We start from the raw sequence: 18,111 nt of genomic DNA, 5'->3' as shown, positions 1-18,111 counted from the left end.
ACAATAGTTTAATCAAAAAATAATTTAATTTGATTACTTTTGATTACTTTTAATTTCATAAATGAAAAAGATTCACATTTTAACAATTGTATTATTTAGTTTCTTACTGATTCCAGGTAATGCTTTTGCGTGTGGAAGCCATTCAGAAAAAAGTTCTTGCAACAAAGAAACTTCTGCAAATACAGAAAAGATGGATTGTTGCAAAAATGACAATCATTCAAAAAATAAAAAAGGAGAAGGCTGCAATGGAAAATGTGGTCATTCAAATTGTGTAACTACTTCAACTCAATTTAGTGTTCCCTTTTTCGAAATACAATTCAACAACAGCAATTTTGCTTTTTCAGAAAAAAAATCAAATTATTTCAATTCAGAAGCCAATCTTTCTTCTGGTTTTTCCTCTCTTTGGCTTATACCAAAAATAAGCTAAATTAAATTTTGACAGCCAAAGGTGTGTCAAATTGAAAGCAATTCTTGCTTTTAAATTATCTATTTTTTATCACCTAATCAACTATTAAATTATGGCTTTTTGCTATTGTTTACTTATGCTTTAGCGTGTTCAATTTAAAATTATCTAAACTTATTAACGAAACTGTAATTCACTAAATCGAAAATTTCGATGAAGGCATTACCTTGTTTCATAAAATCAAATAAAATGAAAAATTTAATTATCGTATTAAGCGTATTCTTAACAGCAATTACATCAGTATCAGCTCAAAAAGCTACAAAACAAGAAAGCCCTGAAACAATTTACGTTTGCCCTACCCACCCAGACAAGATGAATCCAAGCTCAGGTAAATGTCCTGAATGTGGAATGGTATTGACAAAAATTACCGAAAAAGTACCTACTTACGCCACAAAAGGTAGTCAACCGATGACTAAAACGGTAACCAAATATGTTTGTCCAATGGATGGTTCAACTTCTGATAAACCAGGTGAATGTTCTAAATGTGCAATAATGATGGTAAAAACCACCGAAAAGGTACCTACATACGCTACAAAAGGAAGCCAACCGATGACTAAAACGGTGACAAAATACGTTTGCCCTGCGGATGGTTCAACTTCTGAAACTGAAGGGAAATGTTCTAAATGTGGAACAGGAATGGTAAAAATCACCGAAATTGTAGATAACCATCCTCAAAAAGGCAGTCAACCTAAAACTAAAGTTGTGACAAAATATGTTTGCCCAATGGACGGAACAACTGCCGACATAAAAGGAGAATGCCCTAAATGTGGAATGGAAATGACCGAAAAAAAATCTGATGAAAAGTAAAAACCTAACAACGAAAAATGTTGGAAATAGTAACACTAAACAATTTAATAAAATGAAAAATCTAATTATTGTCTTGAGTTTATTTTTTGTAGCCAACACAACTGTTTTGGCTCAAGTAAAAAAAGATACTTCTAAAAAAGAAGTTCAAAAAACAATGTACGCCTGCCCGATGCATCCTGAAGAAATGAGTCCTATTGAAGGTAAATGTAGCAAATGCGAAATGAAATTGGTAAAAACCATAGTTCGAAAACATAACCCAGCAGTAAAAGGAAGTCAAACAAGTAGAAAAGTCGTTACAAAATATGTTTGCACAATGGATGGAGCAACTTCTGATAAACCAGGAAAATGTCCTAAATGTGGAATGGATATGAAAAAAATGAATGAGCAAAAAAAGGAAAAAAAACATAAACATTAATTTCCTGAATTAATAAACCAGTGGGACTACTTGTCTCACTGGAAAAAAAACACTAAATAAACCCAAATGAAACGTAGAAATTTTATAAAATTATCAGGATTATCAACTACTGCCTTATTAGTAAGTAGCAGTATCCCGTTTCTTTCCTCTTGTTCAAATAGCAATATGAATATGGATATGGGAGGAAATATGAATATGGGGCAACCTGTTCCAGTAACAGAAGGCGGCTTTTCAGCCCTATTCGCAATTCCTCCAATTGTTGGTAGTACAACAACTCTTACAGCGCAAAATGTAACAGCTAATAGTAATGGATTTGGAAGCATCAAAGGGTTAGGTTATAGTTTAGGTAGTTTACTTGGCCCAACTATGAAACTAAATAGTGGTCAATCTATGAACGTAAACTTTGTAAACCAATTAAATGAAAAAACAAACATTCATTGGCACGGCCTAAAAATACCTGCTAATATGGATGGGCATCCTGAAAATTTTATCAATGCTGGAGGTTCATTCAATTATAATTTTACGGTGAATCAAAGAGCTGGATTGTATTGGTATCATCCACACGCTGAAGGAACAACAGGCAAACAAGTTTTTCAAGGTTTGGCAGGCTTAATTATCGTCAATGACAGTGAAGAGGCAGCATTGAATTTACCATCAGGCATCAGAGAACTACCATTGGTAATTCAAGATAAAAGAATTTCAGCAGGAAGAATTCCTTATGCACCTACAATGATGGATCAAATGACGGGCTTAATGGGACAATACATACTTGTAAACGGTGTATATGCTCCAATTCACAATGTTGAAACTGCAAAATATAGAGTGAGAATACTAAACGGTTCCAATGCAAGAATTTACAATTTAGCGCTATCAAATGGAGCTTCATTTACGGTTATTGGTAACGATGGAGGCTTACTGGCAAAACCACAAACTGTAAACAGTCTGATTATTGCTCCTGGAGAACGTGCTGATTTAATAATTGATTTTAGTTCAATGGGGCTGAATTCAGAATTATTTTTAATCAGTAAAACTTTTGTTGGTGGAAATGCACAAGGAACACAGGAATTTAAGATAATGAAATTCAAAGTCGCTACACAAGTGGTTGACAATTTTAGCATTCCAACTACTCTTTCTTCCATTTCTCAATTAACCGAAAGTATGGCTACTAAAACTAGAAGTTTTGAAATCTCTAATGTGGATAGTGGTTCAATGTCAGGAATGATGATGCACACAATCAATAATAAAAGCTATGATGCAAATAGAATTGATGAATTAGTTAACAATGGAGCAGTCGAAATCTGGACTTTTGATAACACAAACGGTGCAGAACCACATCCAATGCACTTGCACGGTGTACAATTTCAAATACTAAATCGAACAGGCGGAAGAGGTACACTTACAGCTTTAGAAAAAGGATGGAAAGATATGGCTTTGTGTATGCCGGGCGAAAAAGTAAAAACAATAGTGCCATTTAATGGTTATACAGGAAAATTCGTTTTTCACTGCCATAATTTAGAACACGAGGAAACTGGTATGATGGGACAATTTCAAGTATCATAAAACATTACCCTTATTACACATTTAAAAATACTTTATCAATAACAATTTAAAAATAAACAAAATGAAAAATATAATTCTTTCAGCCATTGCGATGGCATTCGTATTAGTTTCTTGTAACCAAAAAAACAAACAAGAAGAAACAATGAAGGTAGAAACCTCAACAGAAGCAGTCAATCAATCCGCCTTCTCAATTGATAAAATTGTAAAGAATTATTTGGCAATTAAAAACTCATTGGCAAATGATGATTCTGATGCTGCGGCTGATGCCGGAAAAGCATTGTCAGAGACGATGGCAAAAACTGGTATGGAAAAAGTTGCTGCCGACCAGATGGAAACTTATATGAGTATAGCAGATGATGTAAAAGAACACGCAGAGCATATTGGAGATAATGGAGGAAAGATAGAACACCAAAGAGAACACTTTGTAACTTTAAGTAAGGATATGGAAGATTTAATTCAATTATTTGGAACCAATCAAAAACTTTATCTGGATTTTTGTCCAATGGCAGATGACAACAAAGGTGCCGTTTGGATAAGCGAAACCAAAGAAATTACAAACCCTTATTTTGGAAAAGATATGGCTACTTGCGGTTCTGTAAAAAAAGAATTCTAGAATGAAAATTAGCATCAAAAAAATACTTTTTATTGGGTTAATTATTTTTTTGTTGATGCAGTTGTATCAACCTGCTCGAAACATTGGTTTTGAGCAGGATATAACTGCTGATTTTACAAAAGTATATAATGTTCCGAAAAAGGTTGAAATCATTTTGCGAACTTCTTGTTATGATTGCCACAGTAACAATACCAATTATCCTTGGTATTCTTACATTCAACCCGCTCGGTTTCTTATGGAAAGTCATATTGCAGCCGGAAAAGAAAATTTGAATTTTAATGAATGGGGGAATTATAGTAGCCGTAAGCAAAATAACAAATTAGATAGAATTGCAAAACAAATCCAATCAAACGAAATGCCTTTGGCATCATATACTTTGATCCATAAAAATGCAACCCTTTCAGCCACTCAAAAAAAAGAAGTATTGGATTGGATAAATAAAATAGAAGACAGTTTATAATTAATATTTAAAAATAAATAAAAATGAAGAAATTAAAAATGAATATCGCAGCAATACTATTGTTAACAGTAACCTATGTGAACGCACAAGGTGGACACAACCACAGCACAATGAAAATGGAGGACAACAAGGAAATGAATCATAGCAAAATGATTATGAAAAGCGATGCGAAAGCAGAGGCTATTTTATGGGAATACTTCAATTTAAAAGATGCTTTGGTGAATGATGATGCCAAAGAGGCTGCCCAAGCAGGGTCAAAGTTGATAGCATCCCTAAAGGCATTTAATAGAAAAACTTATGAAGATATGCAACAAATGGAACTTATTGAAATTATTGCAGATGCAACCGAGCAAGCAGAACACATTGTAAAAAGCCCAATAAATCATCAAAGAGAACATTTCAAAACGTTGAGCAAGGATGTGACTGCTTTGATTACCATTACCGGAACTGCAAACACATTATATGAGCAGTTTTGCCCAATGTATGACAAAGGAAGTGCGTGGTTAAGCACAACCAAAGAAGTGAAAAATCCTTATTATGGAAGTAAAATGCTAAAATGTGGTAGTGTTAAAAAGCAAATTAACTAAACAAAATTAAAAATAATGGTAGAAAAATTAATAACATTCTCACTACGAAATCGAGCAATTGTCTTGCTGGTTTCAGCTTGCTTATTTGCTTGGGGCGTTTACAGCGTTCAACAAAACCCCATTGACGCCATTCCTGATTTATCCGAAAATCAAGTGATTGTTTTTACGGAGTGGATGGGAAGAAGTCCACAGGTTATAGAAGCGCAGGTAACTTATCCCCTAGTTTCAAATTTGCAAGGAATTCCAAAAGTTAAAAATATTCGTGGAGCATCTATGTTTGGGATGAGTTTTGTTTACATCATTTTTGAAGATGATGTCGATATTTATTGGGCAAGAACTCGGGTTTTAGAAAGATTAAATTACGCGCAACGATTATTACCACAAAATGTAGTTCCAACCTTGGGTCCAGACGGTACAGGTGTTGGTCACGTTTTTTGGTATCATTTAAATGCGAATGGTATGGACTTGGGTGAACAAAGAGCCTTGCAAGATTGGTACGTGAAATTTGCCTTGCAAACCGTTCCGGGAGTTGCCGAGGTGGCTTCCTTTGGTGGATTTGAAAAACAATATCAATTAGTGTTAGATCCCTTGAAAATGCAATACTACAATGTGAGTATGATGGAAGTAATGAATGCCGTCAAAACTAGTAATAATGACGTTGGTGGACGGAAATTTGAAATGAGCAATATGTCTTATATAGTTAGGGGTTTGGGCTATATCAAAAACATAAAAGATGTAGAAGATATTGCCATTAAAAACTATAATTCCGTTCCGGTAAAAGTTAAAGATATTGGTTCAATACAAATGGGTGGTGATTTACGTTTAGGAATTTTTGACGAAAATGGAACAGGTGAAGTTGTTGGCGGAATTGTGGTAATGCGTTATGGCGAAAATGCTGATAAAGTAATCACGGCAGTAAAAGAGAAAATGAAAGAAGTCGAAAAAGGATTACCTGAAGGAGTTACTTTTAAAACATCTTATGACAGAAGTGAATTAATTGAAAAAGCAATAGAATCAGTCAAAGGCACCTTAATCGAGGAAATGATTGCCGTTTCTATCATTGTTTTATTGTTCCTTTTTCATTGGCGCAGTGCGCTTATTATTCTGATACAATTACCCATTTCTGTTGCTGTCGGATTTATACTGTTGGAAGCTTTTGGTATTTCTTCCAATATTATGTCATTAACGGGTATTGCTCTGGCAATTGGCGTTGTCGTTGATGATGGTATTGTAATGGTGGAGAATGCTTACCGGACAATTTCGGAGAAACAGGAAGAAATGGATAATAACCAGTAATTGGAAATAAGATGAAAAATAAAATTAAAAATATATTCAAAAAAGAAAACGATCCGTTATCTCCTGAAGATAAGTTGAAGCTTATAGAAAGCTCTTCAAAATTAGTTGGCCCGGGAGTTTTCTATTCAACAATAATTGTAATTACATCCTTTTTGCCTGTATTTCTTCTCACGGGAATGGAAGGCAAATTATTCGGACCATTAGCTTGGACGAAATCGTTTATACTGATAGTTGATGCTTTTTTAGCCATTACACTTACACCAGTGCTAATTAGTTTTTTACTCAAAGGAAAACTTCGTCCAGAAAACAAGAACCCAATTAACAAAAAACTGGAAAGCATTTATACCCCAATTTTAATTTTTTGTTTAAAATGGAGAAAAACGGTTTTGGGTATCAACATCATTGCATTACTGCTTGGTGTATTAATGTTTACAAGGCTTGGCTCAGAATTTATGCCTCCTTTAGATGAAGGATCTGTATTGTTTATGCCAGTTACTTTGCCTGATGTATCCAACTCCGAAGTAAAAAGAATTCTTCAAGTTCAGGACAAATTGATAAAATCAATTCCCGAAGTGGCTCACGTGTTGGGTAAAGCAGGCAGGGCAAATACGGCAACTGATAACAGTCCAATAAGTATGGTTGAAACAATTATTTTGTTAAAACCTCAAGCAGAATGGCGAGAAGACAAAACCAAGAATGATATTGTCACGGAAATAAATAACAAACTGCAAATTCCTGGTGTGACCAATGGTTTTACGCAGCCTATCATAAACCGTATCAATATGCTTTCGACAGGAATCAGAACCGATGTGGGAATAAAAATCTACGGAGCAAGTTTAGATACTATAAATGTTTTGGCTCAAAAAATTAAAAAATCATTGGAAGGAACTTCTGGAGTTAAAGATTTGTATGCTGAACCAATAACAGGAGGGAAATATATTGATATTGAAGCAAAAAGAGATGTTATTGGCAGATACGGACTAACCATAGATGATATAAATAACGTGGTCGAAGCATCAATTGGAGGTATGAAACTAACCACGACTATCGAGGGTAGACAGCGTTTTTCTGTAAATGCACGATATGCACAAGAATACAGAAATAGCCTTGAGGCCTTAAAGAAACTACAAGTACAAACAATGGATTTTGGTCCAATACCATTAGAAACTGTAGCTAATGTAAAAATAAGTGATGGCCCTCCAATGATAAATAGCGAAAATGCAATGCTTCGTGGCACTGTGTTGTTCAACGTTCGGGAACGTGATTTAGGAAGCACTGTAAAAGAGGCGCAGAAGAAACTTAATGCAATGATGACTAAAATGCCAAAAGGATATTATGTGGAATGGAGCGGACAATGGGAAAATCAAATTCGAGCCAATAAAACATTAAGCTTAATACTGCCTATTGTTGTGGTCATAATATTTCTTGTTTTATATTTTACTTACCATTCAATGAAAGAAGCTTTAATCACGATGATTACAGTACCCTTTGCTCTAATTGGAGGAATATTTATGGTTTATTTTTATGGAATTAATTTATCCGTTGCTGTTGCCGTTGGATTTATTGCATTATTTGGAATGGCAATCGAAACGGCAATGTTAATGACCATTTATTTGAATGAAGCAATGAATAAAATGGTAGAAAAGTACGGAAATAGTAAGGAAACCATAACTGAAGAAATATTGAAACAATATATTATTGATGGTTCTGCCAAAAGGTTAAGACCAAAATTGATGACTGTTTCGGTTTCCTTATTTGGATTAATCCCTATTCTTTGGGCAACAGGAACAGGATCCGATATAATGCTTCCCATTACTGTCCCACTAATTGGAGGTACTATTACTTCCACGATTTATGTATTATTAGTAACACCAATTGTTTTCGAGATTGTAAAGCTTCGTGAATTGAAAACAAAAGGTAAAATAGATATTATAGATGTTAAAGAATAAATTTTATATAGCCATAAGTTGTTTGATTTTAAGCGCCACTAATCTGGCAGCCCAAACACTTTCTTTGGATAATATCTTGAGTACAATCAAGACAAATAATCCTCAACTAAAAATGTATGATGCCGATATTCAAAGTATGGATGCAGCGGCAAAAGGAGCTAAAAGCTGGATGCCTCCTCAGGTGGAAACCGGTTTTTTTATGACACCCTACAATACCAAAATGTGGAAAGCAGATGAAATGAACCCTGGTATGGGAAATTATATGTTGGGAGTTACGCAAATGATACCGAATGCTTCCAAGTTAAAAGCGGATTCTAATCTTATGAATGCAATGTCTTCTGTTGAAAAAGAAAACAAAAACTATACAATTAATCAATTGAAAGCATTGGCAAAAACAAATTATTATCAATGGTTGGTTTTAAATAAAAAAATAAAAATAGCCAATGATAATTTGTCACTTTTAGAGTATATGATTAAAAGTATGGAGATACGCTATCAGTATAATATGGACAAATTGCCAACCTATTACAAAGCAAAATCACAATACAGCGCATTAGAAAGTATGATTCTAATGTTGCAAAATAACATTTCCCAAAAACGGATTATGCTAAATACCTTGATGGCTAGAGATAAAAACACCGCATTTGAAATTGATGAAATATACGAAATAAAAGATTTCAATTCTGCAGTATCAGATACAACTTCCCTTTCCAAAAACAGAAGCGATGTGAAAGCTATTGAAAAAACGATGGAAATAAATCAGCTCAAAATTGCAGCTGAAAAAACAAAATTATTGCCCGAGTTCGGTATAAAATACGATCATATGTTTGCTTTTGGAACACAACCTCAACAGTTCTCCTTAATGGGTATGATTACCATTCCTATGCCTTGGTCATCCAAAATGAATAAAGCCAATATCAATAGTTTTCAAATTAAAAATGAAAGTCTGAACTATCAAAAACAAATGATTTTGAATGAAGCCACAGGAATGATTTCGGGTATGACCACCGAATTGAACGCTTTAAAAAAACAATACGAAGTTGCCCAAAAAAGCATCATTCCTGCCTTGAAAAAAAATTATGAAACTGCAATTTTGGCTTGGCAAAATAACACGGGTGATTTATTTCCCACTCTCGATGCTTGGGAAGCATTAAATATGGCTCAAATTGATGCGTTAGATAAATTACAAAATATTTTGGCAGCACAAGTAGAAATTGAAAAACAATTAGAAACCAAATAATTATGAACAAGTATATAAAATATGGTTTGGCTTTTACTGCAATTGCCATTATCGGAATTGCAATCTATTTCTTTGCCAAAAAATCAGACAATCATTCAGAAATGGAACATCAAAACGAGGTTTACACTTGTTCGATGCACCCGGAAATCATTAGAGATAAACCCGGAAATTGTCCCATTTGCAGTATGACTTTAGTAAAAAAAGTAACAGAAAACAATTCCGTTGACGACAATTCAATCGACAATCTTATAAAACCTACCGACAATTTTATAGTAGGTAATTATCAAACGACAACGGCAATAGACTCCACCTTAAGCAGTGAAATAAATCTACCGGGAATTGTGGGGTATGATCCCAATTCATATGTAAACATTGCAGCTCGAATGAGCGGAAGAATCGAACGAATGTATGTCAATTATAAATACCAAAAAGTTAATAAAGGACAAAAGCTATTTGATTTATACAGCCCGGAATTACTGACAGAACAACAAAACTTCATTTATATGATTACTAATGATGTTGAAAATCCTTCGATTATTAATGCATCCAAACAAAAATTGTTGCTTTATGGAATGACCCAGAATCAAATAAATACTTTGACCACTTCCAAAAAAGTAAATCCTGAAATTTCAATTTACAGTCCCGCTTCCGGGATTATTGAAGGAACAGAAACGATGGATAACACAACTAATGTTGTTATGCAAAGTTCAAGTAGCAACACTGAAGTTTTGAATGTCAAGGAAGGAGATTATATAAAAAAGGGAGAAGTCATTTTTAAACTTTTAAATACGGATAAAGTCTGGGGAATATTCAATGTTATCCAAGGATACAATAGTCTTGTCAAAGCCAATCAATCTATCAAAATTACTACCGAACTAGACAAAGATGAATTTATGGATGCAAAAATAAATTTTATCGAAACACAATTAAATACAGCTGACAAAACCAATAGAATTCGAGTTTATTTAAACAACAACAAATTGAAATTACCAATTGGTTTACGATTGCAAGGAGTTGTGAAAACAAATCCAGTAAATGGAATTTGGATACAAAAAGAGTCAATGGTAAGCATTGGAAACAAGAAAATAGTTTTCTTAAAAATAAAGAATGGCTTTAAGGCTTCCTCCATAAAAACAGGAATTGAAATGGATAATTTTGTTCAAATTATGGAGGGTATTTCAGTAAAAGACACCATTGCCAAAAACGCACAATATTTAATTGACAGCGAAAGCTTTATTAAAACCGAATAATGATGAAGACAATAAAAACAATAGGTTTACTATCAATACTATTTGTGGTAATGATAGCTTGTAATTCTAAAAACAAAGAAGACCATAGCAAACACAATAAGAGTGCAGCAACAACATTTTACACTTGTTCTATGGATCCACAAGTTAAGGAAGATAAACCGGGAAAATGCCCCATTTGTCATATGGAGTTAACCCCTATAAAACAAGATGACACAGAGGCTAATGAAATAAGTTTGAGTAAACAGCAAATACAACTGGGAAATATCACTACCCAAACTATTTCAGAAACTCAAAGCAGTTTAGAGCAAAATTATACGGGAGTCTTGACCATTAATCAAGAGAAAATTAAAACCATTTCTGTAAGAGCAATGGGGCGAATTGAAAAGTTGTACTTCAAAACCGTTGGAGATTATGTGGCTAAAAACCAAGCCGTATATCAATTGTATAGTGAAGATATTGCCATTGCCAAACAGGATTATTTCACGGCATACAAACAACTGGCAATGCCTGGCGATTTTGGAAAGAATGCCCGAAATATGCTCAATGCAGCAAAACAAAAACTGTTGTTCTTTGGTCTATCCAATGCCCAAATTGAAAGCCTAAAAACCAATAAGGAGGTATCTCCTTATACCCTTTTTTATAGCACCGCTAGTGGAACACTATCTGAAATAAGCACCACAGAAGGCAGTTATGCAATGGAAGGTTCTCCCATTATCAAATTGGCAGATTTAAACAGTCTTTGGTTAGAAACACAGGTAAACGTAAACTATGCTAAAAATCTAAAAATAGGACAAAAAGCCCAAATCACATTTACCGATTTTCCTGAGAAAACCATAAATGCACAAGTCTCTTTTATCAATCCCGAAATAAATCCTGATACTCGGCTGCTTTTAATTCGATTGGAAATACCAAATCCAAATTTGCAATTAAAACCCGGGATGCAAGCAATGGCAAAATTAACACAATCTAATCTGAAAGGATTGTATATCCCTGTTGATGCAGTTATCAGGGAAGAAAACGCTTCCTATATTTGGGTAGAAAAAAGACCTGGAGTATTTGAAAACCTAATGGTCGAAACAGGAATAGAAACCAATGGAATGATAGAAATCAAATCTGAAATAGACAGTACGAAAAAAGTCGTGATTACTGGTGCTTATGGTATAAATAGCGAGTACATTTTTAGAAAAGGCAGTAATCCAATGGAGGGAATGAAGATGTGATACCTAAAACTAGCAAACGAAATACTTAGCGTATCTGGTTTCTTTGATTGTAAATCCTTTAATATTGAGAAAATAAAAATTTTATAATTTAAAATCGAGCAACAGCGATACTGAAGACCGAGCAACAGCGGAACTGAAGAATAATTAAATACAATTTATTATGAAAATTCAAAGATTAATTTCGACAAAAACAGTTTCATTACTAACAATGTTTTTAATGGTAATCTCGTTAAGTGCCAATGCACAAACTAAACCTGACTCCACCCCTTCTGAAAAAATTTATATCAATAAAAAGGGTGAAATTCACGATCACGGTTGGAACAAATTAGGATTTATTACCAAAGACAATATCGTGAAAGACAACCAAGGTAAGACCATCTATTTTATTGATGGAAATGGGAATGTTATTGATTCTAATGGAAAAAAGATGGGTATGGCTAAAAAGAATGGTTCGTACTACAACATTAAAGGTGAAAACGTGGTTAATATTGGAAAAACACAAGAAGAAAAATGCGAAATACTGGATGCAAAAGGTCATAATGTCGGTAGCGTACATAAAAATTACAAACTCCACGCGTGTGCCGCCCATTGCTTATTGTTGGAGAAAAAGATGAATGAGGAAAAATCTAAAAATTAATTTTTTAATAAATGGTTCGTTTTAGGACGAACCATTTATTTTATAATATAAAACGACTATCTGTTAATTGTAAGCGAATAAGAAATAAGTTATAGCTGTATAAAAAATGAACAACCTTACTCAAATAATCCAACAATACAAAACCGATGCCGAAAGTGTTTATACTACTTGGTTTCTTGATAATGACCAACGATTAAAAGCATTTCGGACTATTCGTCGTGGCGTTTTGCAAGTGATAGACGATATCAAAAACAAAACTTTTCCAAACGATTTTAAAGGAAGCAGTTTAGAATTTGTATTGAGTTGTATCGCAGAACAAAAACAAATATTTGTAGGCGTAGCGCATCCTTTTTATTGGAAACCAAAATTAAGAATTCCAGATATTTACGAAAACCAAAACAATAAAATTGCTTTTGGTCAATTTCTCGAAAACTGTATTAATGCCAAAACAGAGGAACAAGTAGTAAAAGAAATTGTAAAACTGGACGAACTCAAAATAAAAGGTCTTGGCCCAGCCGTGGCCAGTATTTTATATTTCTTGCATCCAACTTGGTTTCCGCCATTCAATACGGCAATACTTAATGGGTTTAATTTTCTATTCAAGGATAAAAAGAAACTTGGAAGTTGGACAGAATATTTAAAAATCAGGGAAACTTTAATAGAAACTAACAGTAAACATAAATCCGAATTATCAAATGATTTAGGAGCTATTGCAGGATTATGCTTTGAAATAGGAACACAAAAAATGCTTATTGGTAACGATGAATATTTAAGCGAAGAAGAACGCAATAAGTTTGAAAAAAACATCTTAAAACGACAAAAAGAAATCCAGGAAGAGAAATTAGCAGAAAATCTTCATAATGAAATGCAATACCATTTACTTAAAATTGGAGCTTCATTGGGTTTTGATGTTACACCAGCAACTAATGACAAAAGCAAATCGTTTGGCGGACAAAGTTTCTCATTTATATCAATAAATAAATTTCCAGAACTTCCAACTGATAAAGACACACAAAACACCATAAAACTGATCGATGTGTTATGGTTTCAAAAAGGAACTAACAAAATCATCGGAGCATTTGAAGTCGAAAAAAGCACCAGTATTTATTCAGGAATACTACGATTATCTGATTTATATTTTAGTATTTCTAACGGCGAAGAAGTTTTTTATATAATCATTCCAGACAGTCGAGAGAAAGACGTTATCCAACAACTCAACCGACCAGTTATAAAAAACTCAAAAATGAATATCAAATACATTCTGTTTTCAGAATTAAGAGCCAATTGTGATGCGATTTGCAAATTTGGAACAGACCATTCTATTATGGAAAAAATCGCAAAATCAATTTAAAGATGAAATTAAATAATAATATGGATAAATTAGGTACACTTGGACTTTTCTTCACAGCATTATTCTCCCCTTGTTGTTTTCCCCTTTTTGCATTCGTAGCTTCTGCTTTGGGATTGGGTAGTTTCGAATTGTTTGATGGATGGACAATGTGGATATTTCAGGCAATGATCTTAGTCTCAATTGCTGGCTTAATCATTTCTTATTGCAAACATCGTAGTGTTTATCCTTTATTAATAGCGGTACCATCAGTTCTATTAATTTATTACGAATACTATTTTAACAGCAACCCTTATTTTATTTACATAGGTATGTTTGGGGTATTGATTGCAACTGGAGTAAATTATTACAGAAATAAATTGTATGGTACTTGTAACACTTGTGCAATCTACAATGGTAAGTCAGTAGAACTAAAATCAACTTTAACTTGCCCAAATTGCGAACATAAAAAAGACGAAATAATGCCTACCGATGCTTGTCAATTCTTTTATGAATGCGAAAATTGTAAGGTCATATTAAAACCCAAACAAGGTGATTGTTGTGTTTATTGTAGTTATGGTACTGTAAAATGTCCATCAATACAGACTGGTGAAAGTTGTTGTTAATATCACCTTAATAAACTGAATATATATTAAATACTTTCTGTTTTCAGAATTAAAACCTCAATATGATGCGATTTGCAAATTTGAAACAGATCATTCTATTATGGAAAAAATCGCAAAATCAATTTAAAAAACGTTAATAAAATTAACCATTTAGTAAAGTCCCCTATCAATTAATTTAAATCCAAAAATTGAACTCAAAAATAAACCAGCTACTTTTAGACCTAAACGAACAACTCAACTTCATAGATTTAGAAATTGATGACACTATCAAACGATGTGAAAAAGCAATCGAAATTACGATCAAATCAGTTCAAAAACTTAAAACATTATTTCTTAAAGAAAACATCAAAAACCAAGAACAGGAAATAGATTTTTTCAAAAATGTAAAACCTAAGTTTACTTCAAAGTTCATCTTTTACAATATAATTTACAAAATCGAAACCAAAAAACCTTATGGTGGCGAACGTGTAATGAAAAAATACCTCAATAACGAATTGGACAAACTAAAAAGATATTTTGATAATAATCTAGACTTCTATGGATATTACAGAACGGGAAATAATTATTTAGATTATAAATACTTTGTTCGAGGCAATTTTGATATAAAACTAACAATTGATAGTTTCATTTTCGAAGCTGATCATAATTTTGCTACTTCCCACGACTTTAAAGTGGCGAAAATATTGGCTCACGATCTGGTTCAAGTGTATATCGAAAGCAAACTACTAGAAATTAACAACAAAGGAATTAAAGAAAAATCACAAGTCAATCACAAGTCGACACAAAAATGGACAGCCTCTAAAGTCGCATTAATAGAACTTTTGTACGCTTTACATTCACAAGCTACACTCAATAATGGAGTATCTGATTTAAAAGAATTTGTTAGCTTTTTTGAATACACTTTCAATATAGATTTAGGTCAATTTAATAGAGTATTCCTTGAAATTCGAGCTAGAAAATCTGGGAGAACAAAATTTTTAGATACGCTCAAAGAAACACTCCTTAAGCGAATGGATGAAGCTGATGAAGAATAATTAAAATAATGCATCATTATCTTGACAACTTTCTATCGAATGAGTGCAAGATGGTAATTTCGTTGGGTTTTAAGTAAAATCTTTCACAACTTGTGATTGACTTGTGATTTAAAACCAATCAAAACCCACAAATTTGTTCCATAACAATTTAAAACCTCACGTTATGGCAATCGAAGTTATTACTCGCGAAGATTTGAACGAATTCCGTACACTTCTTCTTTCTGATTTAAACGCAATATTTAATTCAAAACCACAACAGCAAAAACAATGGCTTAAATCTTCCGAAGTCAGAAAGCTGTTAAACATTTCCCCAGGTACTTTACAAAATCTACGAGTAAACGGAACAATCACTTATACTAAAATAGGCGGTATTCTATATTATGCTAGTAACGATTTAGATAAAGTTTTAGAAACTAACAAAGTCGAAGCCGCCCCCAATTTATTCAATCGCAAATAACCCCCAAGATGAATTATATAAAACATCTAACAGGATTTTTTGAGAAAGTGGCAATTGACAAAACACTCAATCCAACTCACGTCAGTCTGTATGTGGCACTATTCCAATTCTGGAATTGTAATCGGTTCAAAAACCCAATCAGTATATCGCGTGATGAGGTAATGCGAATAAGCAAAATCAGTTCCAAAGCAACCTATCATAAGTGTTTGAGAAACTTGCATTCTCTTGGTTATATCAACTATGAGCCATCCTACAATCCATTTAAAGGAAGCCACGTGTATCTATTCAATTTTTCGGATGATTTAAAACCAATTCCAAAAGGCGAAAAAATAACAATACCAAAAAATGAACCTGTTTTTGAACAAGTCAATGAACAAGTAGTGAACAAGCTTTATACTGGTAGTGGTACAAGTAATGAAACAGGTACTGAACAAGCTCTAGTATCTTATATAAACAATACAAACATACCAAACATTTTAAACGATTTAAAGATTGTAAACTTGGACGAGCAAGCAAAAAAAATTGAAAATGACGATGGATTTTTAAAAAATGTTGGTACAGATGAAAAAGAAAAAAGTTCCGCCAAAAAAGAAAAAGAGAATGTGCCAACAATTGAAAACGTCAAAGCTTATTTTCTCGAACAACACTTTCCGGAAATTGAAGCTATCAAGTTTTTCAATTACTTCTCCAGTAATGGTTGGTTAGTCGGCGGCAAAACTCCGATGGTCGATTGGCAAGCATCAGCACAAAATTGGATATTAAACGCACCTAAATTCATTTCAAATGAACCACAATCCAACAGAGCAAAACACCTCAACACAGGAACAGACAAAGACTATTCAGAGCCATTATAGCTACATTGAAATAATTGTTTGGCTCGAGAAAAAAGGCATTGAATTATACGGCAATCATTTCAAAATCCTTGAAAACGATCATCCCGTAATTTACAAACTTATTGCTTATTTTCTAAAAGATGAAGCAACTTGCTTTCAATACAACATTAATCTCAACAAAGGAATTTTACTTTCTGGACCAATCGGCTGTGGCAAAACATCACTAATGAATTTAATGAAACACTTAACGCCAACCGAACATAAGTTTTTCGTAAAACCGTGTCGAGATATAAGCTTTGAATTTATCCAGGATGGCTACGAAATCATCCACAAATACAGTAAAGGCAAACTCTATCAATCCGAACCCAAAACAATATGCTTCGATGATTTAGGAACTGAAAACAATCTAAAATATTACGGAAACGAATGTAACGTAATGGCAGAAATTCTATTAAGCCGGTATGATATTTTTACAAGTAAAAAAATCCAAACGCATATAACTACAAACCTTTCTGCAAGTGAAATTGAGAATGTTTATGGGAATCGGGTTAGAAGTAGAATGCGAGAAATGTTTAATCTAATTGCCTATGACAAAAACATAAAAGACAAACGATGAACCAAATAACTAACTTCTGGAATTACTTCAAACAAAATAACTTTGTTTTTCTATTATTAAACGAAATCTCAAACGACGAACTCAAAATTCATTTTGATAAATTAATTGCGATTCTACACCACTACAACAAAGATTTAGATCTAATCATAAAAAACAAAAACAAAGGAGCAGAACTAATCATTACAGCAAATGGAAATCCCTATCTTTTCAAAGAAGTAGAACTACTAGTGTATTATGCTCCAGTTGTACAACGTTGGAAAATAACGGCATTCCTTCAGCCAGAAACAAATCTTTCTAAATACCAGCAAGGCACAGACAAACCAATAGAAAACTATGGAATTTCTTTAAAAATAAGCGAAATGTATTTTGAAGCTTTAAAAATTGAAAACAAACCTTTAGAATTAGGGATTAAAGTTTACATCAAAAATCACATAGTTTACAAAGACAGCCCAAGATTGAGAGAAACTGTTTATTCTCACTTGGAACACTTGCTAGGAGAAAAATCATTTGCAAATGATATTAGCTTGATTGATATTGCACAAATACCTTGTGATTATAACAAATTAAAGCTTATGGAGCTTTACAATTTAGGAGCCTATATTAAAAATAAAATTAACTTTCAACAAAACATATGTTTTTGGCCAAAAGTTAATCGTATATAAACTAGGGTAAGATATTTAATAGTTTAGATAAAAAACAATTAAATTCAAATAAGACACAA

The 18,111-nt window shown here is 33.1% G+C and carries 20 protein-coding genes and 1 pseudogene; all 21 read left to right on the top strand.

What is annotated here, in order from left to right; translation table 11 throughout:
- Nucleotides 1-61: 61 nt before the first annotated feature.
- The 21 genes and pseudogenes from C3L50_RS14235 (at nt 62) to C3L50_RS14140 (ending at nt 18,052) form a co-directional block, all read left to right on the top strand.
- Entirely contained in the window at nt 62-427 is a 366-nt protein-coding gene (locus C3L50_RS14235) for a hypothetical protein (RefSeq protein WP_103806848.1), read from the top strand.
- 225 nt (nt 428-652) lie between these two features.
- The gene (locus C3L50_RS14230; protein WP_103806847.1) at nt 653-1,270 is read left to right on the top strand and encodes a heavy metal-binding domain-containing protein; all 618 of its coding nucleotides are present in this window, start codon (nt 653-655) and stop codon (nt 1,268-1,270) included.
- A 52-nt stretch (nt 1,271-1,322) separates the two neighbouring features.
- Nucleotides 1,323-1,685 (top strand): heavy metal-binding domain-containing protein, encoded by a 363-nt coding sequence (locus C3L50_RS14225; RefSeq protein WP_133158895.1) that lies wholly within the window; start codon nt 1,323-1,325, stop codon nt 1,683-1,685.
- Between the two features lie 66 nt (nt 1,686-1,751).
- Complete coding sequence (locus C3L50_RS14220) at nt 1,752-3,245, top strand: multicopper oxidase family protein (protein ID WP_103806845.1); 1,494 nt, start codon at nt 1,752-1,754, stop codon at nt 3,243-3,245.
- Nucleotides 3,246-3,306: 61 nt separating this feature from the next.
- A complete protein-coding gene (locus tag C3L50_RS14215) occupies nt 3,307-3,858 on the top strand; it encodes a DUF3347 domain-containing protein (protein WP_103806844.1) in 552 nt (183 codons plus the stop codon).
- 1 nt (nt 3,859) lies between these two features.
- Nucleotides 3,860-4,318: a heme-binding domain-containing protein gene (locus C3L50_RS14210; protein WP_103806843.1), complete on the top strand. Its 459-nt coding sequence runs from the start codon at nt 3,860-3,862 to the stop codon at nt 4,316-4,318.
- 23 nt (nt 4,319-4,341) lie between these two features.
- Nucleotides 4,342-4,905 (top strand): DUF3347 domain-containing protein, encoded by a 564-nt coding sequence (locus C3L50_RS14205; protein WP_103806842.1) that lies wholly within the window; start codon nt 4,342-4,344, stop codon nt 4,903-4,905.
- Nucleotides 4,906-4,920: 15 nt separating this feature from the next.
- Nucleotides 4,921-6,201, top strand: a complete 1,281-nt coding sequence (locus C3L50_RS14200; RefSeq protein ID WP_103806841.1) for an efflux RND transporter permease subunit — start codon at nt 4,921-4,923, stop codon at nt 6,199-6,201.
- 11 nt (nt 6,202-6,212) lie between these two features.
- A complete protein-coding gene (locus C3L50_RS14195; RefSeq protein ID WP_103806840.1) occupies nt 6,213-8,150 on the top strand; it encodes an efflux RND transporter permease subunit in 1,938 nt (645 codons plus the stop codon).
- On the top strand, nt 8,137-9,390 hold the full coding sequence (locus tag C3L50_RS14190; RefSeq protein ID WP_103806839.1) for a TolC family protein: 1,254 nt from the start codon (nt 8,137-8,139) through the stop codon (nt 9,388-9,390). The genes C3L50_RS14195 and C3L50_RS14190 overlap by 14 nt, the downstream gene beginning before the upstream one ends.
- Before the next feature lie 2 nt (nt 9,391-9,392).
- On the top strand, nt 9,393-10,640 hold the full coding sequence (locus C3L50_RS14185) for an efflux RND transporter periplasmic adaptor subunit (RefSeq protein WP_103806838.1): 1,248 nt from the start codon (nt 9,393-9,395) through the stop codon (nt 10,638-10,640).
- A gap of 2 nt (nt 10,641-10,642) precedes the next feature.
- Nucleotides 10,643-11,860, top strand: coding sequence for an efflux RND transporter periplasmic adaptor subunit (locus C3L50_RS14180; RefSeq protein WP_103806888.1), 1,218 nt, complete (start codon nt 10,643-10,645; stop codon nt 11,858-11,860).
- 160 nt (nt 11,861-12,020) lie between these two features.
- Entirely contained in the window at nt 12,021-12,497 is a 477-nt protein-coding gene (locus C3L50_RS14175) for a 5-fold beta-flower protein (protein WP_103806837.1), read from the top strand.
- A gap of 106 nt (nt 12,498-12,603) precedes the next feature.
- The gene (locus C3L50_RS14170) at nt 12,604-13,848 is read left to right on the top strand and encodes a hypothetical protein (protein WP_103806836.1); all 1,245 of its coding nucleotides are present in this window, start codon (nt 12,604-12,606) and stop codon (nt 13,846-13,848) included.
- A gap of 2 nt (nt 13,849-13,850) precedes the next feature.
- Nucleotides 13,851-14,180: pseudogene (locus C3L50_RS16530) on the top strand (MerC domain-containing protein); the annotation flags it as partial.
- Nucleotides 14,181-14,231: 51 nt separating this feature from the next.
- Complete coding sequence (locus C3L50_RS16525; RefSeq protein WP_243400391.1) at nt 14,232-14,450, top strand: GDCCVxC domain-containing (seleno)protein; 219 nt, start codon at nt 14,232-14,234, stop codon at nt 14,448-14,450.
- A 188-nt stretch (nt 14,451-14,638) separates the two neighbouring features.
- Nucleotides 14,639-15,484 (top strand): RteC domain-containing protein, encoded by an 846-nt coding sequence (locus tag C3L50_RS14160; protein ID WP_103806835.1) that lies wholly within the window; start codon nt 14,639-14,641, stop codon nt 15,482-15,484.
- 163 nt (nt 15,485-15,647) lie between these two features.
- A complete protein-coding gene (locus C3L50_RS14155) occupies nt 15,648-15,941 on the top strand; it encodes a helix-turn-helix domain-containing protein (RefSeq protein ID WP_103806834.1) in 294 nt (97 codons plus the stop codon).
- Nucleotides 15,942-15,949: 8 nt separating this feature from the next.
- The gene (locus C3L50_RS14150; protein WP_103806833.1) at nt 15,950-16,795 is read left to right on the top strand and encodes a transcriptional regulator; all 846 of its coding nucleotides are present in this window, start codon (nt 15,950-15,952) and stop codon (nt 16,793-16,795) included.
- A complete protein-coding gene (locus C3L50_RS14145) occupies nt 16,725-17,390 on the top strand; it encodes an AAA family ATPase (protein ID WP_103806832.1) in 666 nt (221 codons plus the stop codon). The genes C3L50_RS14150 and C3L50_RS14145 overlap by 71 nt, the downstream gene beginning before the upstream one ends.
- Nucleotides 17,387-18,052, top strand: a complete 666-nt coding sequence (locus C3L50_RS14140; RefSeq protein WP_103806831.1) for a hypothetical protein — start codon at nt 17,387-17,389, stop codon at nt 18,050-18,052. The genes C3L50_RS14145 and C3L50_RS14140 overlap by 4 nt, the downstream gene beginning before the upstream one ends.
- Nucleotides 18,053-18,111: the final 59 nt, after the last annotated feature.

Source organism: Flavobacterium alvei, assembly GCF_002920895.1.
Classification (GTDB): domain Bacteria; phylum Bacteroidota; class Bacteroidia; order Flavobacteriales; family Flavobacteriaceae; genus Flavobacterium; species Flavobacterium alvei.
The sequence above is the reverse complement of the archived record's forward strand: the minus strand, read 5'-3'. Positions and strand labels throughout refer to the sequence as shown.

What these genes read in the sequence shown, in the direction of transcription:
- C3L50_RS14235 (WP_103806848.1), top strand. Translation starts at nt 62, where the DNA reads ATGAAAAAGATTCACATTTTAACAATTGTATTATTTAGTTTCTTACTG.
- C3L50_RS14230 (WP_103806847.1), top strand. Translation starts at nt 653, where the DNA reads ATGAAAAATTTAATTATCGTATTAAGCGTATTCTTAACAGCAATTACA.
- C3L50_RS14225 (WP_133158895.1), top strand. Translation starts at nt 1,323, where the DNA reads ATGAAAAATCTAATTATTGTCTTGAGTTTATTTTTTGTAGCCAACACA.
- C3L50_RS14220 (WP_103806845.1), top strand. Translation starts at nt 1,752, where the DNA reads ATGAAACGTAGAAATTTTATAAAATTATCAGGATTATCAACTACTGCC.
- C3L50_RS14215 (WP_103806844.1), top strand. Translation starts at nt 3,307, where the DNA reads ATGAAAAATATAATTCTTTCAGCCATTGCGATGGCATTCGTATTAGTT.
- C3L50_RS14210 (WP_103806843.1), top strand. Translation starts at nt 3,860, where the DNA reads ATGAAAATTAGCATCAAAAAAATACTTTTTATTGGGTTAATTATTTTT.
- C3L50_RS14205 (WP_103806842.1), top strand. Translation starts at nt 4,342, where the DNA reads ATGAAGAAATTAAAAATGAATATCGCAGCAATACTATTGTTAACAGTA.
- C3L50_RS14200 (WP_103806841.1), top strand. Translation starts at nt 4,921, where the DNA reads ATGGTAGAAAAATTAATAACATTCTCACTACGAAATCGAGCAATTGTC.
- C3L50_RS14195 (WP_103806840.1), top strand. Translation starts at nt 6,213, where the DNA reads ATGAAAAATAAAATTAAAAATATATTCAAAAAAGAAAACGATCCGTTA.
- C3L50_RS14190 (WP_103806839.1), top strand. Translation starts at nt 8,137, where the DNA reads ATGTTAAAGAATAAATTTTATATAGCCATAAGTTGTTTGATTTTAAGC.
- C3L50_RS14185 (WP_103806838.1), top strand. Translation starts at nt 9,393, where the DNA reads ATGAACAAGTATATAAAATATGGTTTGGCTTTTACTGCAATTGCCATT.
- C3L50_RS14180 (WP_103806888.1), top strand. Translation starts at nt 10,643, where the DNA reads ATGAAGACAATAAAAACAATAGGTTTACTATCAATACTATTTGTGGTA.
- C3L50_RS14175 (WP_103806837.1), top strand. Translation starts at nt 12,021, where the DNA reads ATGAAAATTCAAAGATTAATTTCGACAAAAACAGTTTCATTACTAACA.
- C3L50_RS14170 (WP_103806836.1), top strand. Translation starts at nt 12,604, where the DNA reads ATGAACAACCTTACTCAAATAATCCAACAATACAAAACCGATGCCGAA.
- C3L50_RS14155 (WP_103806834.1), top strand. Translation starts at nt 15,648, where the DNA reads ATGGCAATCGAAGTTATTACTCGCGAAGATTTGAACGAATTCCGTACA.
- C3L50_RS14150 (WP_103806833.1), top strand. Translation starts at nt 15,950, where the DNA reads ATGAATTATATAAAACATCTAACAGGATTTTTTGAGAAAGTGGCAATT.
- C3L50_RS14145 (WP_103806832.1), top strand. Translation starts at nt 16,725, where the DNA reads ATGAACCACAATCCAACAGAGCAAAACACCTCAACACAGGAACAGACA.
- C3L50_RS14140 (WP_103806831.1), top strand. Translation starts at nt 17,387, where the DNA reads ATGAACCAAATAACTAACTTCTGGAATTACTTCAAACAAAATAACTTT.